Source organism: Georgenia wangjunii (genome assembly GCF_036421975.1).
Lineage (GTDB): Bacteria > Actinomycetota > Actinomycetes > Actinomycetales > Actinomycetaceae > Georgenia_A > Georgenia_A wangjunii.
This window is the reverse complement of the sequence record NZ_JAZGON010000001.1, coordinates 179065-203912: the sequence shown is the minus strand read 5'-3', so window position 1 is coordinate 203912 and position 24848 is coordinate 179065. Positions and strand designations below refer to the sequence as shown.

The 24848-nt window shown below is 72.9% G+C and carries 16 protein-coding genes; 10 read left to right on the top strand and 6 right to left on the bottom strand.

Going from position 1 to position 24848, the window contains the following annotated elements; all coding sequences use genetic code 11:
* The first annotated feature begins 148 nt into the window (after positions 1-148).
* From V2J63_RS00915 to V2J63_RS00905, 3 genes are all read left to right on the top strand, one after another.
* Complete coding sequence (locus V2J63_RS00915; protein ID WP_331229100.1) at positions 149-1636, top strand: rhamnulokinase; 1488 nt, start codon at positions 149-151, stop codon at positions 1634-1636.
* A 314-nt stretch (positions 1637-1950) separates the two neighbouring features.
* Positions 1951-5019 (top strand): family 20 glycosylhydrolase, encoded by a 3069-nt coding sequence (locus V2J63_RS00910; protein WP_331229099.1) that lies wholly within the window; start codon positions 1951-1953, stop codon positions 5017-5019.
* Positions 5020-5148: 129 nt separating this feature from the next.
* Entirely contained in the window at positions 5149-9228 is a 4080-nt protein-coding gene (locus tag V2J63_RS00905) for a family 78 glycoside hydrolase catalytic domain (protein ID WP_331229098.1), read from the top strand.
* Positions 9229-9435: 207 nt separating this feature from the next.
* On the opposite strand, the gene V2J63_RS00900 is transcribed toward V2J63_RS00905, so the two are convergent.
* From V2J63_RS00900 to V2J63_RS00880, 5 genes are all read right to left on the bottom strand, one after another.
* A complete protein-coding gene (locus V2J63_RS00900) occupies positions 9436-10452 on the bottom strand; it encodes a hemolysin family protein (RefSeq protein ID WP_331229097.1) in 1017 nt (338 codons plus the stop codon).
* Positions 10449-11822, bottom strand: a complete 1374-nt coding sequence (locus tag V2J63_RS00895) for a hemolysin family protein (RefSeq protein ID WP_331229096.1) — start codon at positions 11820-11822, stop codon at positions 10449-10451. The genes V2J63_RS00900 and V2J63_RS00895 overlap by 4 nt, the downstream gene beginning before the upstream one ends.
* A 270-nt stretch (positions 11823-12092) precedes the next feature.
* A complete protein-coding gene (locus tag V2J63_RS00890) occupies positions 12093-12734 on the bottom strand; it encodes a LutC/YkgG family protein (RefSeq protein WP_331229095.1) in 642 nt (213 codons plus the stop codon).
* On the bottom strand, positions 12734-14368 hold the full coding sequence (locus V2J63_RS00885) for a LutB/LldF family L-lactate oxidation iron-sulfur protein (RefSeq protein ID WP_331229094.1): 1635 nt from the start codon (positions 14366-14368) through the stop codon (positions 12734-12736). The genes V2J63_RS00890 and V2J63_RS00885 overlap by 1 nt, the downstream gene beginning before the upstream one ends.
* A complete protein-coding gene (locus tag V2J63_RS00880; protein WP_331229093.1) occupies positions 14365-15186 on the bottom strand; it encodes a (Fe-S)-binding protein in 822 nt (273 codons plus the stop codon). The genes V2J63_RS00885 and V2J63_RS00880 overlap by 4 nt, the downstream gene beginning before the upstream one ends.
* A 311-nt stretch (positions 15187-15497) precedes the next feature.
* Here V2J63_RS00880 and V2J63_RS00875 point away from each other — a divergent pair, with 311 nt between their 5' ends.
* The 3 genes from V2J63_RS00875 to V2J63_RS00865 all read left to right on the top strand — a co-directional run bounded on the left by V2J63_RS00875 (position 15498) and on the right by V2J63_RS00865 (position 18907).
* Positions 15498-16658 carry an acyl-CoA dehydrogenase family protein gene (locus V2J63_RS00875; RefSeq protein ID WP_331229092.1) on the top strand — a complete coding sequence of 387 codons (1161 nt, stop codon included), beginning with the start codon at positions 15498-15500 and terminating at the stop codon, positions 16656-16658.
* A 126-nt stretch (positions 16659-16784) separates the two neighbouring features.
* Positions 16785-17279 (top strand): Fur family transcriptional regulator, encoded by a 495-nt coding sequence (locus V2J63_RS00870; protein WP_331229091.1) that lies wholly within the window; start codon positions 16785-16787, stop codon positions 17277-17279.
* Positions 17276-18907 (top strand): catalase, encoded by a 1632-nt coding sequence (locus V2J63_RS00865; RefSeq protein ID WP_331229090.1) that lies wholly within the window; start codon positions 17276-17278, stop codon positions 18905-18907. Before V2J63_RS00870 ends, V2J63_RS00865 begins: the two co-directional genes overlap by 4 nt.
* 210 nt (positions 18908-19117) lie before the next feature.
* Here the strand turns inward: V2J63_RS00865 and V2J63_RS00860 are convergent, their stop codons facing one another.
* Complete coding sequence (locus V2J63_RS00860; RefSeq protein ID WP_331229089.1) at positions 19118-19966, bottom strand: SMP-30/gluconolactonase/LRE family protein; 849 nt, start codon at positions 19964-19966, stop codon at positions 19118-19120.
* A 148-nt stretch (positions 19967-20114) separates the two neighbouring features.
* On the opposite strand from V2J63_RS00860, the gene V2J63_RS00855 reads away from it, so the two are divergent.
* From V2J63_RS00855 to rhaS, 4 genes are read left to right on the top strand one after another with little or no spacing between them, the layout of a single operon-like run.
* A complete protein-coding gene (locus tag V2J63_RS00855; RefSeq protein WP_331229088.1) occupies positions 20115-21641 on the top strand; it encodes a sugar ABC transporter ATP-binding protein in 1527 nt (508 codons plus the stop codon).
* Complete coding sequence (locus V2J63_RS00850; protein WP_331229087.1) at positions 21638-22687, top strand: ABC transporter permease; 1050 nt, start codon at positions 21638-21640, stop codon at positions 22685-22687. The genes V2J63_RS00855 and V2J63_RS00850 overlap by 4 nt, the downstream gene beginning before the upstream one ends.
* A gap of 7 nt (positions 22688-22694) precedes the next feature.
* Entirely contained in the window at positions 22695-23738 is a 1044-nt protein-coding gene (locus V2J63_RS00845; protein WP_491062068.1) for an ABC transporter permease, read from the top strand.
* Between the two features lie 11 nt (positions 23739-23749).
* Positions 23750-24844, top strand: a complete 1095-nt coding sequence (gene rhaS / locus V2J63_RS00840) for a rhamnose ABC transporter substrate-binding protein (RefSeq protein WP_331229085.1) — start codon at positions 23750-23752, stop codon at positions 24842-24844.
* Positions 24845-24848 lie beyond the last annotated feature (4 nt).

The window sequence follows — 24848 nt, the reverse complement described above, 5'->3', positions numbered from 1 at the left end:
TGGCGTGCTTGACAGCCGCAGCGGCTGACCTTAATCTCATCGAGCACGCCTGAATCGTTTCATACTACGGGACACGCCGAATCGTTTCAGGGGTTCGGTGCCAGCGCACCGGCTGGTGCGTGGACGACCGCCGCCGGGAGGGCTGACCATGGGTGCCGCGTTCGCCGCCGTCGACCTCGGGGCCTCCAGCGGACGGGTCATCGTCGGGCGGCTCGACGGCGGGCGGGTGCGGGTCCACGAGGTCGGGCGCTTCGCGAACCGGCCCGTCGCCGTCGCGGGCGGCGCGGGCCAGACGCTCCACTGGGACGTCCTCGGGCTGTACGGGTCGGTGCTCGAGGGGCTCGCCCGGGCCGAGCGGGAGCACGGGCCGCTCGCCGGCGTCGGCATCGACACGTGGGCGGTCGACTACGGGCTGCTCGACGCCGACGGCGCGCTCCTGGGCAACCCCGTCCACTACCGCGACACCCGTACGGCGGGCGCACCCGATCGCGTCTTCGCGCGGCTCCCTGCCCGCGACCTGTTCGCGCGGGCAGGGCTGCAGGTCCAGCCCTTCAACACGATCTTCCAGCTCGTCGCGGCCGCCGGCTCCGCGCAGCTCGCAGCCGCACGGAGCCTCCTCCTCGTCCCTGACCTTCTCGGGTACTGGCTGACCGGCGCGCAGGTCGCCGAGGTGACGAACGCCTCGACGACCGGCCTGCTCGACGTCCGCGCCCGCACCTGGTCGGCGACCACGGCGGTGGACCTCGAGCGTGAGTTCGCCGTCCCGGTGACGCGCCTCCTGCCCGAGCTCGTCGAGCCCGGCGCCGTCATCGGGGAGCTGCGCCCCGCTGTCGCGGACGCCGTCGGGGCGTCCGGCGCCCCGCTCATCGCCGTCGGGTCGCACGACACGGCCTCCGCGGTCGTCGCCGTCCCGGCGGCCGAGGGCGACTTCGCCTACATCTCCTCCGGCACGTGGTCGCTCGTCGGCCTCGAGCTCGCCGACCCGGTCCTGTCCGAGGGGGCGCGCGCCGCGAACTTCACCAACGAGCTCGGCGTCGACCGCACCGTCCGGTTCCTGCGCAACGTCATGGGGCTGTGGGTGCTCCAGGAGTGCCTGCGGACGTGGCGGGAGCGCGGCGAGCCCGCGGACCTCGTCGAGCTGCTCGCGGCCGCGCGCGACGTGCCGGCGCTGCGGTGCGTCGTCGACATCGACGACCCGGCGTTCCTGCCGCCCGGCGACATGACCGAGCGCATCGCCCAGGCTGCTGGCCGCACGGGGCAGCGCCCGCCGGGCAGCCGCGCCGAGACGGTGCGGTGCATCCTCGACTCCCTCGCGCTCGCCTACCGCCGGGCGGTGGACGAGGCCGCCGGCCTCGCTGGGCGGGACGTCCGCGTCATCCACGTCGTCGGCGGTGGCGCGCGCAACGCGGTGCTGTGCCAGCTGACGGCGGACGCGACAGGCCTCCCTGTCGTCGCCGGGCCCGCGGAGGGCGCGGCGCTCGGCAACCTGCTCGTCCAGGCGCGGGCGACCGGGGCCCTCGCCGGAGACCTCGGACGGCTCCGGGAGGTCGCGGCCGCGTCGTCCGAGGTGCGGCGCTACGAGCCGGTGCCGGACGGCGGCGCGTGGGAGCGTGCGCACCGCACCCTCTGGCCGTAGGCGCGGGCGACCGCCTCCGCACGCGCTTGCCAGGCCGAAAGGGCCATGAGGGAGCGGGGTCGTCGTCGCTGCGGTCGTCGACCCCGGGCCGAGCCTGGCGGCACCCGGGACGTGCGGAGCGCCGCTGGGGAGTGCTGTCCGGATCGTGGCTGGACCATTGACGGTGGTCTAGACCTTCCGATAGTTTGCCGACCTGCCGTACTGAATCCATTCAGGGTTCGCCTCGACCCGCCCGGTCCACCGCCGCCGGAGCCTCCTCCGGCCGGATCCCGCCCGCCGAGGTGCGCGCACGGGTGAACGAGAGGACTACTCCCATGGCACGCAGGTCGATCAGTCGGTGGGCGCTCGGCGTCCTCGGCTCCTTGGCGTTGATCGGGCCGGCCGCGCTGAGCGCGGGGACGGCGGCCGTCGCGGAGGAGGTGACCCCGCGTGACGTCGCGCTGCTGGGCACCGCCACCGCAGCGTCGGAGTTCCCCGACCCGGCGCGGTTCGCCGCAGCGCACGCCAACGACGGCAACCCCGCCACCCGCTGGGGCTCGGACTACACCCACGGCGACGAGGAGCCGGGCTACCCGCACAGCGACCACGACCCGACGAACGACTGGATCCAGATCGAGCTCGCCGAGCCGAGCCCGGTCCACAAGGTGGTCTTCGACTGGGAGGCCGCCTACGCGCGCCAGTTCGAGCTGCAGGTCTCCGACGACGGCGAGACGTGGGAGACCGTCGCCGCGCTCGCCGGCCACCAGGGCCGCCAGGAGGTCGTCATCGACCGCACGGACCCGGTCAGCTTCGTCCGGATGCAGGGCCGCCAGGCCTCACCCTGGGGCTACTCGCTCTTCGCCTTCGAGGTCTGGGACGTGGCCGACCCGGTCGAGGAACCCGACCCCACGGGCTGGGAGTACGGCGCCGACGTCGCCCGGACGGGCACGGCGAGCGCAGCGAGCGTCTACACCGGTGCACCGGAACGATTCGCGGCCGCCAACGCTGTCGACGGCCAGTCCGGGACGCGCTGGGGGTCGGACTACGCCCGGACCAACCCGGCGGAACCGCCCCCGAGCACGCACGACCCGCGCAACGACTGGTTCCAGGTCGAGCTCGCCGAGCCCTCACCTGTGTGGAGCGTCGTCCTCAACTGGGAGACGGCGCGTCCGGCGCGGTTCGAGATCCAGGTCTCCGCCGACGGCGCCGAGTGGACGACGGTGCGTGAGGTCACCGGCCCGGCCGCCGGGCGCACCGAGTACGTCCTCGGCCTGCAGGAGCCCGTCTCCTTCGTCCGGATGCAGGGGCGCGCGACGGCGACGCCGTTCGGGTACTCCCTCTGGGACTTCGAGGTCTGGTCCGGGCCGCAGGCGCCTGCGGCGCCGGGCGGGGAGATCCTGCCCATCCCGGTCTCGGTCACCCCGCTGGGCGGCGCGCCGTTCGTCCTGGACGAGGGCGCACGGATCGTCGTCCCGGGTGGTGGGGAGGGGCTTGCGGAGGCGGAGCTCCTCGCCGCCGACCTGCGGCCCGCGACCGGCTTCGACGTCCCCGTCGTCGCCGCCGAGCCGGGCGCGGGGGACATCGCGCTCGTCCTCGGTGCCGATGAGGCGCCAGGCACGGGCGACCTCGCCGTCGACGAGGGGTACACCCTGGTCGCGGACGCTGACGGCGTCCGCATCGGTGCGGTGACCACGCACGGCCTCTTCAACGGCACCCGGACGCTGCTGCAGCTCCTTCCCGCGCACATCGCGGGCGACGTCGTGCGTCCGGGGCCGTGGGAGGTCGAGGCGACCGAGATCGCCGACTACCCGCGCTTCGCGCACCGCGGCGTCATGCTCGATCCGGCCCGCAACTTCATCGAGGTCGACGGCGTGCTCGGCATCATCGACGCCATGGCGGCGATGAAGGGGAGCCGCCTCCACATGCATCTCTCGGACGACCAGGGCTGGCGCATCGAGATCACGTCCTGGCCCCGTCTCGCCGAGGTCGGTGGGGCCCGCTCGATGCCCGGCGGGAAGGCGGGGTTTTACACCCAGGAGCAGTTCGCGCAGATCGTCGCCTACGCCGACGCCCGCCACATCGACGTCATCCCCGAGATCGACGTCCCGGGCCACTCGAGCGCCGCGATCGCCGCCTACCCCGAGCTCGCGTGCGGGCGCAGCGACACGGTGTGCCCCACGAGCCCGGTCGTCGCCGACTTCCTCGACGACGTCATCGGCGAGATCGCGCCCATGGTCAACACCGACCTGTTCCACATCGGTGGGGACGAGTCGATCTCGGGCCAGCCCTACATCGACTTCATCACGCTCGTCGAGGGCATCGTCATGGACCACGGCCTGCGGATGGTCGGGTGGACCCCGGTCCCCATGGCGGGCCTGGACGAGTCCTCGATCCACCACTACTGGCGTGACCAGAGCTACGAGATGGAGCCGGAGTGGTTCGAGGGCGGTAACGACGTCATCCTGTCCCCGACGTCGAAGGCCTACCTCGACTACCCCTACCCCCAGCACACGGCGTTCACGACCCATGACTGGGACCCCTCGAACGTCATCGACGACTACCGCGGGGTGTCGCTGCAGGAGGAGTACGGCCTGCAGGACGAGGACATCATCGGCATCGAGGGTCCGGCCTGGGGGGAGAACAACACCGGCGGCATCGTCGACGTCGAGCACAAGGTGTTCCCGCGCCTGGCGGCGCTGCTCGACCTCGCGTGGTCGCCGCAGGAGCTGACGGCGGACTCACGCTCCTTCCTCGACCGCCTCGCCGCCCAGGGGCCGCGCTGGCAGTTCGCCGGCACGAACTTCTGGCCCGACCCCACCGTCACCTGGACGACGGCCGCCGTGGGCACCGTCCACGACGTCACCCCCGACGACCTCACCGTCGCCGGCAGCGTCGCGACGATCGCCTCCCCGACCGCTCGCGTCGAGAACCTCTCGGCGACGATCGACTGGGGCGACGGCACCACGAGCGCGGGGGTCCTCATCGGCACCTCCGCGGCGGGCAAGGCCGGCAACTCGCTCTACGAGGTCACCGGTGAGCACACCTACGCCGGCGCCACCGACCGGACCGGCAGCGTCACGGTGACCGGACCCGGCGGCGCGACCTGGACCACGACGTTCGCCGTCGAGGCGCCGGAGGCGCCCGTGCTCACGGCCACGGCCGACACGCGGTGCGTCGCGGGGAAGGTCGTCGAGGTGGTCCGGGTGGCCAGCACCGCCGACGTCGGTGCGGAGGTCGTCCTCTCCGGGGCGTACGGCACGCGGACCGTGAGGGTGGCTCCGGAGCGGGCGGTGTCGGTGACGTTCAGCTCCCGGCTCGCCTCCGTGCCGGCGGGCGAGGTGACCGCGACGAGCGGTGCGGCCCCGGCAGTGACGGCCTCGTACGCGGCCCGCTCCTGCGGGTGACGACGAGGGGCGCCGGGCACCCTGCTGCCCGGCGCCCCTCGCCCCCTCGGCCCCGGCAGCGCAGCCGGGGCCGACGGGACGAACGACGACGACAACGATGACGACGACGACGACGAACGGATGGCACTCATGAACAGCAGGACATCGGGCGCACCTTCGGGCCGGCGTCGCCCCGTGCGGGCGTTCGGGCTCCTCCTGGCCGGGCTCCTCGCGGCCACGGGCGCGGTGGCGACGGGGGTGCCCGCCCAGGCGGACGAGCTCGCCGTCGTCGACCTCGAGGTCGACGACCGCACCGAGCCGCTCGGCGTCGACTCGGATGCCCCCCGGTTCTCGTGGGTGAGCACCTCCGAGGCCCGCGGCGTCGTCCAGACCCACTACCGCCTCGTCGTCGGCACTTCCGCCGACGAGGTCGCCGCCGGTGAGGGGGACGTGTGGGACAGCGGTCTCGTCGCCGCGAGCGACTCGTTCGGCGTCGCGTACGACGGGCCCGAGCTCGCGCCGACCACGCGCTACTACTGGGCGGTCGAGGTGCGCACGAACGTGCACCCCGACCTGGTCGCGAGCCCCGTCACGTGGTTCGAGACCGGGCTGCCGGAGGAGGACTGGGCGCCGTCGGAGTGGATCTCCGGGGCGCTCCCGCCGCAGCGCGTCGCGCCGCTCGACCTCGACGGCGCCCACTGGATGTGGTTCCCCGACGGCACTGCGCCCGCCGCGCCCGCGGGCGACCGCTACTTCCGCACGTCCGTCGTCATCCCGGAGGGTACGGAGGTGGAGTCCGCCGAGCTGCTCATCACCGCGGACAACACCTACCGCGCCTACGTGGACGGCGAGCTCGTCGGCACGAACCCGGCCGGCGCGCACACGTGGCAGGCCGCCCAGCGGTACCCGCTCGACCTCGAGGACGGGACGGCCACCCTCGCCATCGAGGCGTTCAACGCGTGGGAGGCCGACGGCGTCACGCGCAGCCCCGCCGGTGTCCTCGCCCGCATCCGGGCCGTCCTCACCGACGGCACGACCGTCCTCGTCGACTCCGGCGCCGGGTGGCGCACCCATGACGCGCTCGTCGACGGCTGGACCCCGCCCTCCTTCGACGACGCGGCGTGGCGGACGACCGTGAGCCACGGCGCGTACGGCACCGGTCCGTGGGGGCGCGGCGTCGCCCTGCCCCCGGCGGTCGACCCGACGCTCAGCCTCGAGGGCGCGTCGTGGATCTGGTTCCCCGACGGCTCGGCGCCCACCGCGCCCGCCGGTGAGCGCTACTTCCGCCGGACGTTCGAGGTCTCCACGGCGTCCCGGCTCGTCTCGGCCGAGCTCCTCCTCGCGGCCGACGACGGCTACAGCGCCCACCTCAACGGCGCCTACGTCGGGTCGTCCTCGACCTCGGGCGAGGCCTGGCGCGAGGCGCGGGTGTTCCCGCTCGAGGTCGTCCCCGGGACGAACACCGTCGCTGTCAGCGCCTTCAACCGGAACTTCGCCAGCGGCGCCGCCAGCCCCGCCGGGCTCCTCGGCAAGATCTACCTCCGTTACGCCGACGGCACCGTCACCGAGCTCGCGACGGACCCGAGCTGGGTGACGGCCCGCGAGGAGGCCGAGGGCTGGACCGAGGTCGGACACGACGACGACGCGTGGGTGCCCGCCGTCGTCCACGCCGCCTACGGTGGCGGCGACTGGGGCCGCAACGTCGTCATCGGCACCGACGAGGCGCCCGCGCCCCTCCTGCGGACCGACTTCGAGGTCGACGGCGAGGTCGCCTCGGCCCGCCTCTACATCGCGGCCGGCGGGCTCGTCGACGCCGCCCTCAACGGCGAGCCCGTCGCCGACGAGGTCCTCTCGGTCGGCACGACCGACTACGCCGACCGCGTGCAGTACGCCGTGCACGACGTCACGGACCTCCTCCGGCCCGGTGCCAACGCGATCGGCCTTGAGCTCGGTCGCGGCTTCTACGGCCTGACGACGACGAACTCGTGGAACTGGGACTCCGCCCCCTGGCACGCGGAGCCGACGGTGCGCGCGGTGCTGCGCATCGTCATGGCCGACGGGACCGTGCGCGAGGTCGTCACCGACGAGGCCTGGACGACGACCGACGGGCCCACCCGGTTCGACTCGATGTACGAGGGCGACGTCTACGACGCCCGCCTCGAGCGCTCCGGGTTCGACGCCCCCGCCTACGACGACGCCGGCTGGGACGCCGCACGCGTGGTCCCCGGCCCCACGGGTGACCTCGTCGCCCGGACCCAGCCGCCCGTCCGGATCGTCGAGACGCTGACGCCCACGCAGGTCACCGAGCCGAGCCCCGGCGTCTACGTGGCGCACCTGCCGCGCCAGGTCGCCGGCTGGGCGCGGATCTCGGTCGAGGGCCCGGCGGGCGCCCAGGTGCAGCTGCGCTACGGCGAGCGGCTCCTCGCCGACGGCAACCTCGACTCCTCCTCGGGCTTCAGCGGCGGCGACTTCCAGACCGACCGGTACACCCTGGCCGGCACGGGCGAGCCGGAGGTGTGGGAGCCGAGCTTCTCCTACAAGGGCTTCGCCTACGTCGAGATCACCGGTTGGCCCGGGGACGCGCCGACGGTCGACGACATCGAGGGGCGCCTGCTCCACACCGACGTCGCACGGACCGGGTCGTTCTCCAGCTCGACCGAGCTCTTCGACACGATCCACGACGCGGCGATCGTCACGGTGCTCAACAACTTCCACCACCTGCCCACCGACACCCCGATGTACGAGAAGAACGGGTGGACCGGTGACGCCCAGCTCGGCACGGAGCTGTTCCTGCGCAACCTCGACGTCCACGCCTTCCTCAGGAAGTGGCTCGGCGACGTGAGCGACTCACGGGACGAGCAGGGGCGCCCCGCCCTCATCGCGCCGGACCCGGACTGGAACTGGGGCGACGCCATGGTCTCGCCCACGTGGCACTCCGCCTACGTCCTCATCCCGTGGTGGCTCTACGAGTACACGGGTGACACCGACATCCTCGCCGAGCACTACGAGGGCATCGTGCGCTACGTCGAGCTCGAGCACGCGACCGCCGTCGGGAACATCTCCTCGACCGGCCTGGGCGACTACCTCCCGCCCGACGCCGTGGGCAACCCGCCCGAGGACATGCGCGTCTCCGCCACGGCGTACGTCTACCTCATGACGCAGACGGCCGCGGACATGGCCGAGGTGCTCGGGGATGACGCGAAGGCCGAGTCGCTGCGCGCCGAGGCGGCGGAGATCGCGGCCGCGTTCAACGCGAAGTTCTACGACGCGCAGGGGCAGGTCTACCGCGACGCCGTACCCGCGGCGGGCACAACCGGGTACCGCCAGACCCACAACGTCCTCGCGCTCGCGTTCGGCCTCGTGCCCGACGGCGAGGAGCAGGCGGTCGCGGACAACCTCGCCCGTGACATCGTCGAGGTCCGCGGCAGCCACCTGTGGACGGGCGTCCTCGGGACGAAGTACCTCCTGCCGGTCCTCACGCAGTACGGGCACGGCGACCTCGCGTACACGGTCGCCACGCAGACCGACTTCCCGAGCTGGGGCCGGTGGTTCGCCGAGGGCTCGACCTCGCTGTGGGAGCACTGGGGCGACTACCGCTCGCGCAACCACTACTTCCTCGGCGGGACCATCGACGACTGGTTCTACGAAGACCTCGCCGGGCTGCGGGTCCTGGAGCCCGCCTACCGCAGCTTCGCCGTCGCGCCGCAGCTCGTCGGCGGCATGACGCACGCGGCGGCGTCCACGACGACGCCCTACGGTCCCGTCGACGTGGCGTGGGAGCGGGACGGCGACGAGCTCACGCTCACCGTCCACGTCCCGGTCGGGACGACGGCGGAGGTCTCGGTGCCCGTCGCGGAGGGCCAGGTCGTCCGCGAGGGGGGCGAGGCCGACGGCGTCGAGGCCCTCGGTACCGCCGACGGCGCGGCGCGGTTCCGGGTCGGGTCCGGCGACTACGTCTTCCGCGCGGGCACCGACATCACCGTCGTGGCGGACACGCGGTGCGTCGCGGGCCGGGTCGTCGAGACCGTGCGGGTGACGAACACGTCCGGCGTGCCCGCCGAGGTGGTCGTCGCGTCTGCCCACGGGAACCGGACGGTGACGGTCGGGGCCGAGCGGAGCGCGGCGACGGCGTTCAGCACGCGCCTCGCCTCCGTCCCGGCCGGGGAGGTCCGCGCGACGTCGGGCGCCGCCACGGCGGTCGCGCAGTACGAGGCGCGCGCCTGCGGATGAGCGACCCAGCGACGGTGGCGCGTCGGCTCGCCGGCTGAGTCCTCGGCGGCCGGCGCGCTGAGCCGGCTGGACGACGGGCGGCCGGCGCGCTGAGCCAGTCGGACCACAGCCACGGTGCTGATCCGGCTGGACGACGACGGCCGCCCCGCACGTGCGGGCCGGCCGTCGTCGTCCGCGGGCCGGTGCGCCCTCGGCGAGGGCGTGCCGTCAGCCCGCGGAGGCCGGGGTGCGCGGCAGCAGGCGACGCAGGACGTCGGCGAGCGTGACGACGCCGAGCACCGCGTCGCCGTCGTGGACGACGGCGAGGTGGTTGCGGGTCTCGCGCATCGTCGCTAGCGCCGAGTAGACCGTCGTCGTCGCCTCGAGCGTGAAGACCGGGCGCATGAGTGGCGCTGCCGCGCTGTCGTCGGGCTCGGTGAGGGTGTCCCGCACGTGGATGACCCCGTGCACCGCGTCGGTGGCGCCGACGAGGAGGCGGAGGTGGCCCGAGCGGCGGGCGACGGCGCGCACGTCCGCGACGGTGGCGTCGTCCGGCACCGCCGTCAGGGACGAGCCGGCTCGGACGAGGTCACGGACGGTGAGCGTCTGCAGCTCGAGCGCGCCGGAGAGCTGCGCGGAGTAGCTCGCGTCGAGCGCGCCGACGTTGGCGGAGTGCTGGACGAGGTGGCGCAGGTCGTCCGCGCTCTGGCCCGAGGCCACCTGGTCGGCGGGCTCGACGCCCACCTTCCGCAGGCACCAGTTCGCCGACTCGTTGAGCGTCCGCAGGATCGGGCGGGTCGCCCACATGAACGCGCGCATGGGGAGGGCGAGGAGGGTCGCCGACCGCTCCGGGTGGGCGATCGCCCACGACTTCGGGGCCATCTCGCCGACGACGAGGTGGAGGAACGTGACGATGACGAGGGCGAGCGCGAACCCGGCCACGTCAGCACCCCACGCGGGCAGGCCCCACGAGACGAACACCGGGGTGAGCCAGTGGTGCACCGCGGGCTTGGTGATGGCACCGAGCGCGAGCGTGCACACGGTGATGCCGAGCTGGGACCCGGCGAGCAGGAGCGTCAGCTCCGAGGAGCTGCGCAGGGCGGCCCGCGCGGAGCGGCTCGTGGCAGCCGCGTCCTCGAGCCGGTGACGCTTGGCCGAGATGAGCGCGAACTCGACGGCCACGAAGAAGGCGCTCAGGGCGATGATGGCGACGGTGACGGTGACGACCACCCAGGGGTTGCTCACGGCTGGGCCTCCGTGCTGGCGTCGGGCGTCGTCTGGGGCATCGAGATGCGGACCTGGGCGGGGACGTGGCGGTCGATCTCGAGGACCTCGATGCGGACCCACCGGCTCGTCGGCACGCCGTGCCGGACGAGGTCCGCCGGGTCCGACGGGAGCTCCACCTCCAGCACGGTGCCCAGCGGTGGCAGCCCGCCGTGGTGGGCGATGACGAGGCCGGCGATGGTCTCGTAGTCCCCGCGCGGCAGGTCGTGGCTGATCGTCCGCTCCACCTCGTCGATGTGGACGTCGCCCGGCATCGTCCACGCGCCGTCCTCGACGACGGGGAGGTCTAGCTGCGCGGGGTCGTGCTCGTCGGTGATCTCCCCGACGAGCTCCTCCGCCAGGTCCTCGAGGGTGAGCACGCCGGCGAAGCCGCCGTACTCGTCCACGACGCACGCCAGCCGGTTCTCGCTCTCCTCGAACGCGAGGAGCGCGTCCGGCAGCGGCATGAGGGTGGGGATGACGAGCGCGGGGCGGCACAGCGCGGTCACCGCGGCCTCTCCCTCGAGCCCGGTCGCGAGCAGGTCGACGAGGTGGACGACGCCGACGATGCGTTCGTCGGTGTCGAGGACCGGGTAGCGGGAGTGCCCCGTGGACATGAGCGCACGGACGTCGTCGAGCGTCGTCGTCGCGTCGACGGTGTCGACCCGCGAGCGCGGGATCATCGCGTGCTCGGCGTCGCGGCTGGGGAAGTCGAGGATGCGATCGAGGAGCATGGACAGCTCCGCCGGGAGGTCACCGCTCTCGCGCGACTCGGCGACGATGTGCTCGAGGTCGCGGGCCGTCGCGGAGTGCTCGATGTCGTGGACCGGCTCGATGCGCAGAGCGCGGAGCAGGAGGTTCGACGCCTGGTCGAAGACCCAGATGAGCCAGCCGAACAGCTTGAGGTAGATCAGGGTCGAGCGCGAGAGCCACCGCGCGACCGGCTCGGGCCGGGAGATGGCGAGGTTCTTCGGGAACAGCTCGCCGAAGAGCATCTGGACGAGGGTGGAGAGGACGAGCGCCAGCACGGTGCCGACCGCGATCCCGACGCCCGTCGGCACCCCCACCCCGCCGAGGAGCTCGCCGAGCGACTCCCCGATGAGCGGTTCGGCGACGTACCCGACGAGCAGGCCGGTCACGGTGATGCCGAGCTGGGCGCCCGAGAGCATGAACGACGTGCGGCGCGTGACGGCAAGGGCCCGCTTCGCGACGGCGTCACCAGCGGCGGCCTTGGCGCCCAGGCGTGAGCGGTCGACCGCCATGTAGGCGAACTCCTGGGCCACGAAGTAGCCCGTCACCGCGGTGATCGCGAGGACGACGACGACGCCGAGCAGGAGGGAGAGAACGGTCATGACTGCGGTGCCCCCGTCCCAGGCCGGTCGTGCTCAGGCGGGACGGGGGTGGCTATATGGGCGCTGTCCATGTCTCTCTCGATAGGTACGAACGTTGCGAGCGGTGATTATGGCAGACCCGCCTCATGAGTCGTTGCCAGCGCAGCGACCGGGAACCGTGAGCCGGCCGCCGGCGCCGGGATCGCGGCCTCAGGGAGGCTGGTGACCGGGATGACGAGACCCTTCTCGGCTACAGCACCCGAGCATGCCGCCTCGGTCAAGAACGGGGCCTCAGCCGAGGATGACGACGTCGAGCCGGCGCGGGCCGTGGACGCCCTCGACGCGCACGAGCTCGATGTCCGAGGTGGCGCTCGGGCCGGAGATCCACGTCATCGGGCGCGCGGGCGCCTCCCCGAGGACGGCGATGGCCTCCGGCACCGAGCCGACCACCTGGTCGCGCCGCACGACGCACACGTGGTGGTCGGGGATGAGGCTGATCGCCCGGCGTCCCTGGTCGGGCTCGCCGTCGAGGACGATCGTGCCGGTCTCCGCGATGGCCACTCGCGCCGCCGTGACGACGGCGTCCGTCGCTGCGAGGTCCGCGTGCGGCAGGGCGCTCGTGCGCGAGTCCGGCCGCACCTCCGCCCCGGTGGCGGTGACGGCGTCGGTCCACGGCAGGCTCACGGGGACGACGACGGAGGCGTCGTCGGAGAGCAGCTCGGCGAGGACTGCGCCGAGGTCGTCCTCGGAGCACTCCCGCACGGACGCCCGGTAGTCGACGAGCCGGTCGACGAGGAGCCCGACGACCTCCGCGGAGCCGGGCGCGAGGTCGGCGCGCGTCCGGTACTCGCGCGGAGGGTCGGGTGCGGGCTCGTGCTGGGACCGGCCGAGGGCGTCGGCGATGCGCGCGAGGATCGCGGTGCGGGCGTCCATCACAGCGCCTCGCTCTCGTCGTTGCCGGCAGCACCGGCGCCTGGCGCTCGAGGTCCACCCGGTGCGTGCGGTGGGGCCTCGGCGCCCGACCCGGCCGCCGGCTCGGAGCGGGCGCCCGGCCCGCCCGCCGGGTCGGGGTGGGTGCGCGACCACCAGTCGCGGAAGCTCTCCGTGGGCGGGGCGGGCACGTCCCGGGACGTCATCCACCCGGAGACGACCGGCAGCGGCAGCGACCGGATCCGCTCGCCGCGCGCGAGGAGCCGGCCGAGGCGGGCGGCGCGCCCGCCCCAGCGCATGAGGCGGCCCGAGGCCATGACCGGGGACAGTGCCTTCATGGCGACGGCCCACCCGGTCGGGACGGCGCGGTCTCGCGCCTCGGCCTCGACCGCCCGGTTGCGCAGGTGGACGAGCGCCGTCGGGATGTCGATCTTGACCGGGCAGACCTCGTAGCAGGCCCCGCACAGGGAGCTCGCGAACGGGAGGGAGGCCGCCGGGTCGTGGGGGTCGGGCGCGCCCGTGCCCATGCCCGTGAGCTGGGGGGTGAGGATCGCGCCGATGGGGCCGGGGTAGACGCTGCCGTAGGCGTGCCCGCCGGCGTGCTCGTACACCGGGCACACGTTGAGGCAGGCCGAGCAGCGGATGCAGCTGAGTGCGGAGCGGCCCACGTCGTCGGCGAGGGCCTTGGTGCGGCCGTTGTCGAGGAGGACGAGGTGGAAGCTCTGCGGCCCGTCGCCCGGCGTCACACCCGTCCACAGCGACGTGTACGGGTTCATCCGCTCGCCGGTGGAGGAGCGCGGGAGCAGCTGTGTGAAGACCTCGAGGTCCCGGAAGGCGGGGACGAGCTTCTCGATCCCCATGACGGTGATGAGGGTGTCGGGGAGCGTGAGGCACATGCGGCCGTTGCCCTCGGACTCGACGACGGAGATCGTGCCGGTCTGCGCGACGGCGAAGTTCGCGCCCGATACGGCGACCTTCGCGCCGAGGAACGCCCGGCGCAGGTGGGCGCGGGCCGCCATGGCCAGGGCGCGGGGGTCGTCGGTGAGGTCGGGCGGCACCTCGCCCATGCGGGCGGCGAAGATCTCGCGGATCTCCTCCCTGTTGCGGTGGATGGCCGGGACGAGGATGTGGGAGGGCATGTCGCCGGCGAGCTGGACGATGAGCTCGGCGAGGTCCGTCTCGAGCGCCGTGATCCCCGCGGCGGCGAGGTGCTCGTTGAGGCCGATCTCCTGCGTGGCCATCGACTTGACCTTGACGACGTCGCGGGCGCCGGTCGCGCGGACGAGGTCGGTGACGATCCGGTTCGCCTCGGCCGCGTCGCGGGCCCAGTGGACCACCCCGCCGTGGGCGGTGACGTTCGCCTCGAGCTCGGCGAGGAGGTCCGGCAGGGTGCTCATCACCTGGTGCTTGATGGCGCTCCCGGCGTCCCGCAGCTCCTCCCAGTCCGGCACCTCGGCGACGACGGCCGCGCGCTTGTCGCGGATCGTGTGCGTCGCCCGGTTGAGGTTGGCCCGCATCTGGGTGTTCGCCAGCGTCTCGTGCGCGGCCTCGGGGAAGCTGGGCCCCCAGCGCAGCGGGGACTCCGGGGTCCGGGGCGGCTGCGGCCGGACCGTCGGCATGCCGAGGTACGTGCTCATGCCCCGCCCCCGGCCCGCTCGGTCCGTACGCCGGTGCCCGCCGGCTGCGGGATGAACCGCGGCACCCACGGCTCCTCGCGGGTGCTCGCGAGGATCTCGGCGAGGTGCGCCACCTGGACCCCGGCGCCCTGGCGGGAGAGGTTGCCGCCCATGTTCATGAGGCACGAGTAGTCACCGGCGGTGAGGACCTCGGCGCCCGTCGCGCGCACGTGCCGGGACTTCTCCTCGACCATCGCCGTGGACGTCTCGGCGTTCTTGAGCGAGAACGTCCCGCCGAACCCGCAGCACGCCTCGGCCTCGGTCAGCTCGCGCAGGTCGATCCCGGCGACGGCGCGCAGGAGGCGCAGGGGTCGGTCGCCCACGTGGAGGAGCCGCAGCGAGTGGCACGTCGGGTGGTAGGTGACGGAGTGCGGGAAGTACGCCCCGACGTCGGTCAGCCCGAGTACGTCGACGAGGAGCTCAGTGAGGTCGTAGGTCTTCGCCGCGACGTCGGCCGCCCGGCGCGCGAGGGCGTCGTCGCCCTTCGCGCGGGCGACCATCGCGTGCTGGTGGCGGACCGATCCGGTGCACGAGCCCGACGGGGCGACGATCGCGTCCCACTCGCCGTCGAGGACGGGTGAGAACGCGCGCACGTGGTTGCGGATGACGGGCATCGCCTCGGCGTAGTAACCGGTGTTGACGTGCATCTGGCCGCAGCAGCCCTGCCCCTGCGGGAAGTGGACCTCGTGACCGAGGCGTTCGAGGATGCGCACCGTGGCCGTCGGCGCCTGCGGGAGCAGGACGTCGGCGATGCACGTGGCGAAGAGCGCGATACGCACGGAGCCTCCTTTGGTTCGATTCAATCCCCAGCCTAGCCGGGGTCTGGCGACTCGTGGGAGGTCGCGCGGAGGAGAGCCGGCGGGTGCGCTGACGACGCCGCCGGCCCGCTGCCGGAATCGCTGTGCCGAGGATCCGTCAGGCCGGGCCGGACGGATCTTCAGCACAGCCGCTCCGCACCTGCCGCCGAGCCTCGCGCGGTAGTTCCGCGCCTGCCGCCGCGGCCGCTCCGCGCCTGCCGCCGGGTGCCCGCCCACGTCGGGGCGGGGGTTAGTGTCGGGAGGACGATCCCAGCACAGCACCGGAGGTACCCGTGGGCGCGACGACCATCCTCTCCGACGACCTCCTCGAGCGGATCCGCGGCCGCGCCGCCGGGTACGACCGGGACAACTCCTTCTTCACCGAGGACCTCGAGGACCTCGTGGCCGCCGGGTACCTCACCGCGATGGTGCCGACGGAGCTGGGCGGCGCCGGCCTCAGCCTCGAGGAGATGACGCGCGAGCAGATGCGGCTCGCGGGCGCCTCGCCGGCCACGGCGCTCGCGGTCAACATGCACCACGTGTGGGTGAGCGTGGCCCGGCACGTCCACGACCGCGGGGACGCCTCGACCGACTTCGTCCTCACCGAGGCCGCTGCGGGCGAGATCTTCGCCTTCGGCGTCTCCGAGGCCGGCAACGACCTCGTCCTCTTCGGCTCGGCGAGCGAGGCGCGCCCCGACGGCGAGGGCGGCTACGCCTTCCACGGCACGAAGATCTTCACCTCGCTGTCCCCGGCGTGGACCCGGCTCGGCACCTTCGGCACCGACCCGGGCGGCGAGGACGGACCACGCTCGGTGTGGGGCTTCGTCGCCCGTGACGGTGGAGGCGTGGAGGTCAAGGACGACTGGGACACGATGGGCATGCGCGCCTCGCAGTCGTGCACGACAGTCCTCACGGGCGCCCACGCCCCCGCGGACCGCGTCGTGCGCCGCATCCCGCCGGGGCCGACGGCGGACCCGTTCATCTTCGGCATCTTCGCGAGCTTCGAGATCCTGCTGGCCGCCGTGTACACGGGCATCGCGCAGCGGGCGATCGACGTCGCCGTCGAGACGGTCGGCAGGCGCCGCTCGATGAAGAACGGCGGCGCGCCCTACGCCCATGACCCGGACATCCGCTGGCGGCTCGCCGACGCGGCCATCCAGCTCGACGGCATCTACCCGCAGATCGCCCAGGCGGCCCGGGACGTCGACGCCGGGGTCGACCGCGGGGCGCTGTGGATGCCGCAGCTCTCCGCGATCAAGTCGCGAGCGACGGAGGTGGCCAAGGACGTCGTCGAGAAGGCCGTGCGCGTGTCGGGCGGGTCCTCGTACTTCACCCGGTCCGAGCTCTCCCGCCTCTACCGCGACGTCCTCGCCGGCATCTTCCACCCGAGTGACGACGAGTCCGTCCACGGAGCCTGGGCGAACGCGCTCCTCGGCCCGGTACCCCCGCGCTGAGGCCTCGGTGTGAGGGTACCCAGGACGCCCCGCGCGTACCTCGCCACCCCGCGAGGCGCTCGCGGGCCGAGCACCGCACCCGGTTCTACAATTGACTGGTTCCAGAGAAGGTGCGAGGGTGAGGCCATGGCCCACACCCCTGCGCTGCTCCGCTCGGCCGGCCTGCGCGCCACAGCGCAGCGGACGGCGGTGCTCGAGGTCCTCACCGAGGGCCGCACGGGCGAGGAGCACCTCACTGCTGCTGCGGTCGCCGAGCGCGTCCGGGCCCGCCTCGGGGACATCTCGACCCAGGCCGTCTACGACTGCCTCGACGCCGTCACCCGCGCTGGCCTCGCGAGCCGCATCGAGCCCGCCGGGCACCCGGCCCGGTACGAGGCGCGCACGGGGGACAACCATCACCACCTCGTCTGCCGCGCCTGCGGCCTCGTGCGCGACGTCGACTGCGCCGTCGGCGCACCGCCGTGCATGACCCCGGCGGACGACCACGGATTCTCCCTCGAGACCGCGGAGGTGACGTACTGGGGCCTGTGCTCGCAGTGCGCGCAGGCCTCCACCGGCGACGAGGCTGGAGCGCCTGCACCCGTACCTGCACCTGTCACGACAGAGAGGACCGTCCGATGACCGAACGACACGACGAGCGCGAGGTGCTGACCACGCGTCAGGGCCACCCGGTCGCGAACAACCAGGACACCCGCACCGTGGGCTCCCGCGGCCCCGCGACGCTCGAGAACTACCAGTTCCTCGAGAAGATCTCGCACTTCGACCGCGAGCGGATCCCGGAGCGCGTCGTCCACGCCCGCGGCAAGGTCGCGTTCGGCTACTTCGAGGCCACCGGCACGCTCGGCGACGAGCCGATCGCGAAGTACACCCGCGCCAAGCTCTTCTCCGAGGCCGGCAAGCGGACGCCGCTCGCCATCCGGTTCTCCACGGTCATCGGCGGCCGCGACTCCTCCGAGACCGCGCGCGACCCCCGCGGGTTCGCCGTGAAGTTCTACACGGAGGACGGCAACTGGGACATGGTGGGGAACAACCTCGGCGTGTTCTTCATCCGCGACGCCATCAAGTTCCCCGACGTCATCCACGCTCTCAAGCCGGACCCGGTGACGTTCCGTCAGGACTCGGCACGGATCTTCGACTTCATGTCGCAGACGCCCGAGGCGATGCACATGCTCGTCAACCTCTTCTCCCCGCGCGGCATCCCGGCGACGTACCGCCACCAGCAGGGCTTCGGCGTCAACACCTATCGCTGGGTCAACGCCGACGGCGTCAGCCACCTCGTCAAGTACCACTGGATGCCTCACGAGGGCGTGCGCTCCCTCACCGAGGAGGACGCCGCCGCGATCCAGGCGCACGACACCGGGCACGCCTCGCTCGACCTGCACGAGGCCATCGAGCGTGGTGACTTCCCCAAGTGGGACCTCCTCGTCCAGATCATGAGCGACGACGAGCACCCCGAGCTCGACTTCGACCCGCTGGACGACACCAAGGTCTGGCCGGAGAACGAGTTCCCGCCGCTCAAGGTCGGCACGATGGTCCTCAACGAGAACATCACCGACCACCACACCCAGAACGAGCAGATCGCGTTCGGCACGGGCGTGCTCGTCGACGGCCTCGAGTTCTCCGACGACAAGATGCTCGTGGGGCGGACGTTCTCCTACTCCGACACCCAGCGCTACCGCGTCGGCCCGAACTACCTCCAGGTCCCGGTCAACGCCCCCAAGGTCCCGGTGCGCACGAACCAGCGCGACGGCCAGATGGCGTTCTACCAGGACCCCACCGGCAACCCGCACATCAACTACGAGCCCTCGCACGACGGCGGGCTCGTCGAGTCGGACATCCACGACCGCCACGAGGAGATCGGCCCGGAGCTGCGCGGCCGCCTCGTCCGCGAGCCGGTGGAGCGCCGCAACGACTACACGCAGGCCGGTCAGCGCTACCAGCTCATGGAGCAGTGGGAGAAGGACGACCTCGTCGCGAACCTCGTCGCGAACATCGGCGCGGCCTCCCGCGGCGTCCAGGAGCGCATGGTGTGGCACTTCCTCATGTGCGACGACGAGCTCGGTGCCCGCGTCGGTGAGGGCCTCGGCATCACGGCCGACGACGTCCGCGGCCTCGCGCCGCTGCCGACCCAGCGGTTCACCGAGTCCGAGCTCGCTCGCCTGAGCAACCTCGGGAACAACGGTCCTCGCGACGTCACGGGCCTGCAGATGACGCACTGCGTGCCCAACGCGCGCGGTCTCGCCGACTGACGCACGGCCACGCCGACGGCCCTTCCGCCCTGCCGGGCGGGAGGGCCGTCGGCGTCTGCGTGGTGTGGCGGGGCCGTCATGCCCTCGCGGCTCCATCCGCCGCTCGTTCCTCGCGGCTCCAGCCAGGCCCGCCACGCCGCCGCAGGTATGACGGCCCCGCCCTGACCGCCGGAGCGGCTCGATCTGCCGTTCGTTCCCCGCGGCCGGGTACTACCCGGCGTAGGGGAGGACCGGCATCCCGGGGACGTCGACCCGGATGCGGAAGACCGCGCCGGCCTCGGGCTCGGCGTCGGCGCCGAGGTTCTCCCGCGACGTCGTGACGTAGAGGTCGCGCAGGTCGTCCCCGCCGAGCGTGCAGGCGGTGACGAGCCGGACCGGCACGTCGACCTGGTCGAGGAGGGCGCCCTGCGGGGAGTAGCACCGCACCGCCGACCCGCCGTTGAGGGCCACCCACACGTTCCCGGCCGAGTCGACGCACAGGCCGTCCGGCGCGCCGGCGTCCTCGGCGACGCTCACGAACCGCCGGCGGGCGTGCAACCCACCCTCGTGGGCGTCGAGGACGTCGATCCCGCCGGTGGGCGTGTCGACGTAGTACGCCCGGGCGCCGTCGGGGGAGAAGCCGATCCCGTTGGAGATGCTCACCTCGGGCAGCGAGACCGTCGTCGTCCCGTCCGGGGCGACCCGGTAGAGCGTCCCCTTCCCCTCGCCCGCGTCGTAAGCCATGGAGCCGGCGTAGAGGTTGCCCCACGGGTCGCACCCGCCGTCGTTCATCCGTACGCCGGGGTCGGCCCACACCTCGGGCAAAGGCTCCGGCACCTCGTCCGGGCCGGTGGCGAGGGCGAGCCCGCGCTCGAGGGCGACGACGTACCCGCCGTGGGCCCGCGGCCGGACGAACGCGGCGACGTTGCCGACGTGGAGACGCTCGACCCCCGCTGCGCGCAGCGTGAGGAGGTCGCCGGCGAGCATGTCGACGAAGCGCAGGCCGCCCCAGGTCGGGGACCACACGGGCCCCTCGCCGTGGTACGTGATCGGGTCGGTCACTTGCTCGAGGGAGGCCATGGCCCCAGTCTTGCGCCCGGCCGCAGCTCGCGCACCGTCGCGCCGGACCTGAACCGTGATCCGACCGTTACCGCAGGGCGGATTGACGGACCAATCGGGCGTCAGTAGTGTCGCATCAGGCGTTGAACCGATTCAGCAAAGGACACAGATGTCCCACCTCTCCTCCGGCCCGGACGGGCCGCCGCGTGCGCCGGTCGTCCAGCTCACGGGCATCACGAAGAGCTTCGGCGCCGTGCGCGCCCTGCGCGGCGCCAACCTCGACCTGTACGCCGGCGAGGCGCACGCGCTCGTCGGTGAGAACGGTGCGGGCAAGTCGACCCTCATCAAGGTGCTGGCGGGCGTCCACCGCCCCGACGGGGGCCGGGTCGCCGTCGACGGCAAGGACGTGGCGTTCCGCTCCACCGCGGACGCGATCGACGCCGGCATCGCCGTCATCTACCAGGAGCCGACGCTCTTCCCCGACCTGACGGTCGCCGAGAACATCTACGTCGGCCGCCAGCACCTCGGCCGGGGCCGCACGATCGACCGCGCCGCGATGAACCAGGCCGCGGTCGAGCTCTTCGAGCGACTTGCCGTACCGCTCGACCCCAGGCGGCCCGCCCGCGGCCTCTCGATCGCCGACCAGCAGCTCGTCGAGATCGCCAAGGCGCTCTCGACCGGTGCCCGCGTCCTCGTCATGGACGAGCCGACGGCCGCCCTGTCCGGCGTCGAGGTGGACCGGCTCTTCGCCGTCACGCGCGCCCTGCGGGACGACGGCGCGGCGATCCTCTTCATCTCCCACCGCTTCGACGAGATCGAGGCGCTGTGCCAGCGGGTCACCGTCATGCGGGACGGCGAGCACGTCTCGACCGACCTCATGAGCGAGGTGACCGTGCCCGAGCTCGTGCGCCGCATGGTCGGCCGCGACCTGTCGGAGCTCTTCCCCAAGGAGGACGTCGAGGCCGGCGAGGTCGTCCTCGAGGTCGCGGGCCTCACGCGGACCGGCACGTTCGAGGACGTCTCGTTCTCCGTGCGGGCGGGGGAGATCGTCGCTCTCGCCGGGCTCGTCGGGTCCGGTCGCTCCGAGGTGGTCCAGGGGATCTTCGGCGTCGACCCGGTCGACGCCGGCACCGTCACGGTGCGCGGCACCCGGCTGGCGCCCGGCAAGCCCAAGGCGGCGATCGCCGCCGGGATCGCCCTCGTGCCCGAGGACCGGCGCCAGCAGGGGCTCGTCCTCGACCTGTCCATCCAGCGCAACATCACCCTGCCCCGGGCGGGCAAGCTCGCCCGGCTCGGCATCCTCACGGGCGGGCCCGAGCGACGCTCCGCGCAGACGTGGGCAGAGCGCCTCCACACGCGCTTCGGCCGGCTTGCCGACCCCGTCGGCAACCTCTCCGGGGGGAACCAGCAGAAGGTCGTCCTCGGCAAGTGGCTCTCGACGAGCCCGCAGGTCCTCATCGTCGACGAGCCCACCCGCGGCATCGACGTCGCGACCAAGGCCGAGGTCCACCGCCTCATGTCCTCCCTCGCCGCCGACGGCGTGGCCATCCTCATGGTCTCCTCCGAGCTGCCCGAGGTCCTCGGCATGGCGGACCGCGTCCTCGTCATGCGGGAGGGCCGGCTCGTGGCGGAGATTCCCCGCGCGGACGCGACCCAGGAGTCCATCATCAGCGCAGCGACGAAGGCGGCAGCATGAGCACGGCACAGCAGGCGCCGGCGCCCACCAGCCCCCCCACCGACCGCACCGGGCGGACGCTGACGAGCCGGCTGCGGGCACTCGCCGGGGCACGCATCTTCGGCCTCGTCCTCGCGCTCGTCATCCTCGTCGCCGTCTCGACGGCGATGAACCCACGCTTCCTCACCGGCCAGAGCGTGCGCGACCTCCTCCTCGCGGCGTCGATCACCGTCCTGCTCACCGCGGGGATGACGATGGTCGTCCTGACGAAGGGCATCGACCTGTCGGTCGGGGCGGTCCTCGGGCTCTCGGCGTTCGGCTCCGCCACGCTCATGAGCGAGAGCGGCGTGCCCGTGCCGGTGGCCGCCGTCGTCGGGCTCCTCATCGGTGCCGCGTGCGGCGCCGTCAACGGTGCGCTCGTCACGATCGGAGGCGTGCCACCACTCGTGGCGACCCTCGGCACGCTCTACGTCTTCCGGGGCGTCGTCTACTTCTGGGCGGGCGGGTCCCGGATCAACGCGAGCGACATGCCGCGCGAGTTCCTCTCCTTCGGCAGCGGGCGTGTGCTCGGCATGCCCTACCTCGCCCTCATCGCCCTCGCCGTCGCCATCGCCGTCGGGATCTTCCTCTCGCGCTACCGCGCCGGGCGGGACCTCTACGCGATCGGCTCGAACCCCGAGGCGGCACGGCTCGCCGGCATCCCGCAGACGCGGCGTCTCTTCACCGCGTACATCGTGACCGGCACCCTCGCCGGGCTCAGCGGCGTCCTCTACGCCGCGCGCTACGGCACGGTCGACGCCTCGGCCGGCACGGGCATCGAGCTCGACATCGTCGCCGCCGTCGTCGTCGGTGGGGTCGCGATCTTCGGCGGCAGCGGCACCGTCACCGGCGCCGTCCTCGGTGCCCTGCTCCTCACCGTCATCAGCAACGCCCTTCCCACCCTCGGCATCGACCAGTTCTGGCAGCGGGCGATCGTCGGCGCCCTCATCATCGGTGCCATCGCCCTCGACCAGCTCGTCGCGCGCCGGGTGGCGGCCTCGACGCGAAAGGCCTCTCATGTCGGTTGACACGCCCATGCAGACCGCCGACACGGCGCCCACGGCGCCGCGCCGCCGGCACCGCCGCGCGATCGGCTGGGACACGGCGATCATCGCCGTCACCCTCGCGTTCCTCGTCGCCGCCTCGTTCGGCGTCGAGCACTTCGGCACGGCCCGGAACTTCGGTTTCCTCGTCCTCGACCTCGCGCCGATCTTCCTGCTCGCGCTGCCGATGACGCTCATCATCATCACGGGCGACATCGACCTCTCCGTCGCCAGCATGGTCGGCCTCACCTCGAGCGCCATCGGCGTCATGTGGGAGGCCGGCCTGCCGCTCGAGACGATCCTCGTCCTCGCCGTCGTCATCGGGATGGTGCTCGGCGCCGTCAACGGCTTCTTCATCGCCGTCATGGGGCTACCGGCCCTCGCCGTCACCATCGGCACCCTCGCGCTCTACCGCGGGCTCGCCTACGTCCTCCTCGGTGACGGCGCCGTCGCCACGTTCCCGCGCTCGTTCACCGGCTGGACGATCGGCTCGGTCGGCTGGATGCCGAACATCCTGCCCGGGCTCCTCGTCCTCGCGGCCGCCTTCGCCGTCGTCCTCCACGCGACGCCGGCGGGGCGCGCGATCTACGCGATCGGGGCGAACGTGACCGCGGCCGCGTACGCCGGCATCAACGTCATGCGCACGCGCTTCCTCCTCTTCGTCACCTCCGGCGCCGTGGCCGGGCTCGTCGGCGCGTTCTGGACGCTGCGCTACTCCAGCGCCCGCGGGGACAACGCGTTCGGCCTCGAGCTCACGGTCGTGGCCGCCGTCCTCCTCGGAGGGGTGTCGATCTTCGGCGGCAAGGGCACCCTGCCCGGCGTCATCGCCGGCGTCGTGCTCCTCATGTCGCTCCAGAACGCCCTCCGCCTGGGCAGCATCTCCACCGAGGCGCTCACCGTCGTCACGGGACTGCTCCTCATCGTCTCCGTGCTGCTCCCCAACGTCCTGGCGCGCGCCCGCACCCTCACCTCGCGCCGCTCCGGTCCGACCGATCCACCCCGGACGCCCCCCACCGCCGCGACCGCGGCACCATGAAAGGAACAGAGATGACCAGGATGCACCGACGCACCCGCCACATCGCCCTCGGACTGGGGCTCGCGCTCACGCTGAGCGCCTGCGGTGGCACGACGCAGGACGACCCCGACACCGACCCGACCACCGGCGGCGGCGCCGCGGAGACGACCGACGGCCAGACGGGCGGCGGCGCGACCGAGTTCGCCGAGGGCCTGGCGATCACCATGCTGCCCAAGTCCGTCAACAACCCGTACTTCGAGGCCTCGAGCGAGGGCGCCGAGGCCGTCGTCACCGAGCTCGGTGGCACGTACGAGTACACGGGCCCCTCAGACGCCTCCGCGTCCTCCCAGGTGAGCTACATCAACACGCTGTCGCAGCAGGGCGTGGACTCGATCCTCCTCTCGGCGAACGACCCCAACGCGCTGTGCGCCGCGCTCGACCAGGCCCGCACCGGCGGGGCGAACGTCGTCACCTTCGACTCCGACGTCGATCCCGAGTGCCGCGACCTCTTCATCAGCCAGGTCGACGGCGACGAGGTGGGCCGCACGCTCATCGAGATGGCGGCCGAGCAGATCGACGGCGACGGCCAGATCGCCATCCTCTCCGCCACCGCGAACGCGACGAACCAGAACGCGTGGATCGCCGTCATCGAGGAGGAGCTGGCCAGCAACCCGGACTACGCCGAGATCGAGCTCGTCGCCACGGTCTACGGCGACGACGAGGACGAGAAGTCCTTCGCCGAGACGCAGGGCCTCCTCCAGGCGCACCCCGACCTCGAGGCGATCATCTCCCCGACGACGGTCGGCATCGCGGCGGCCGCCCGGTACCTCCAGAGCTCGGACTACCAGGGCCAGGTCGCGCTGACCGGCCTCGGCACGCCGAACCAGATGCGCGAGTTCGTCACGGACGGCACGGTCACCGAGTTCGCGCTGTGGAACCCCTCCGAGCTCGGTGAGCTCGCCGCCTACGCCGGGGCGGCCCTCGCCTCGGACATGATCACCGGCGCCGAGGGGGAGACCTTCACGGCCGGCGACCTCGGCGAGTACGAGATCGGCGCCGACGGCCTCGTCGTCCTCGGCCCGCCCACCCGCTTCAACGCGGACAACATCGGCGACTTCGACTTCTGAGCCG

What these genes read in the sequence shown, in the direction of transcription:
- rhaS (WP_331229085.1), top strand. Translation starts at nt 23,750, where the DNA reads ATGACCAGGATGCACCGACGCACCCGCCACATCGCCCTCGGACTGGGG.
- V2J63_RS00855 (WP_331229088.1), top strand. Translation starts at nt 20,115, where the DNA reads ATGTCCCACCTCTCCTCCGGCCCGGACGGGCCGCCGCGTGCGCCGGTC.
- V2J63_RS00865 (WP_331229090.1), top strand. Translation starts at nt 17,276, where the DNA reads ATGACCGAACGACACGACGAGCGCGAGGTGCTGACCACGCGTCAGGGC.
- V2J63_RS00910 (WP_331229099.1), top strand. Translation starts at nt 1,951, where the DNA reads ATGGCACGCAGGTCGATCAGTCGGTGGGCGCTCGGCGTCCTCGGCTCC.
- V2J63_RS00850 (WP_331229087.1), top strand. Translation starts at nt 21,638, where the DNA reads ATGAGCACGGCACAGCAGGCGCCGGCGCCCACCAGCCCCCCCACCGAC.
- V2J63_RS00860 (WP_331229089.1), bottom strand. Translation starts at nt 19,966, where the DNA reads ATGGCCTCCCTCGAGCAAGTGACCGACCCGATCACGTACCACGGCGAG.
- V2J63_RS00890 (WP_331229095.1), bottom strand. Translation starts at nt 12,734, where the DNA reads ATGGACGCCCGCACCGCGATCCTCGCGCGCATCGCCGACGCCCTCGGC.
- V2J63_RS00845 (WP_491062068.1), top strand. Translation starts at nt 22,695, where the DNA reads ATGCAGACCGCCGACACGGCGCCCACGGCGCCGCGCCGCCGGCACCGC.
- V2J63_RS00870 (WP_331229091.1), top strand. Translation starts at nt 16,785, where the DNA reads ATGGCCCACACCCCTGCGCTGCTCCGCTCGGCCGGCCTGCGCGCCACA.
- V2J63_RS00885 (WP_331229094.1), bottom strand. Translation starts at nt 14,368, where the DNA reads ATGAGCACGTACCTCGGCATGCCGACGGTCCGGCCGCAGCCGCCCCGG.
- V2J63_RS00895 (WP_331229096.1), bottom strand. Translation starts at nt 11,822, where the DNA reads ATGACCGTTCTCTCCCTCCTGCTCGGCGTCGTCGTCGTCCTCGCGATC.
- V2J63_RS00905 (WP_331229098.1), top strand. Translation starts at nt 5,149, where the DNA reads ATGAACAGCAGGACATCGGGCGCACCTTCGGGCCGGCGTCGCCCCGTG.
- V2J63_RS00915 (WP_331229100.1), top strand. Translation starts at nt 149, where the DNA reads ATGGGTGCCGCGTTCGCCGCCGTCGACCTCGGGGCCTCCAGCGGACGG.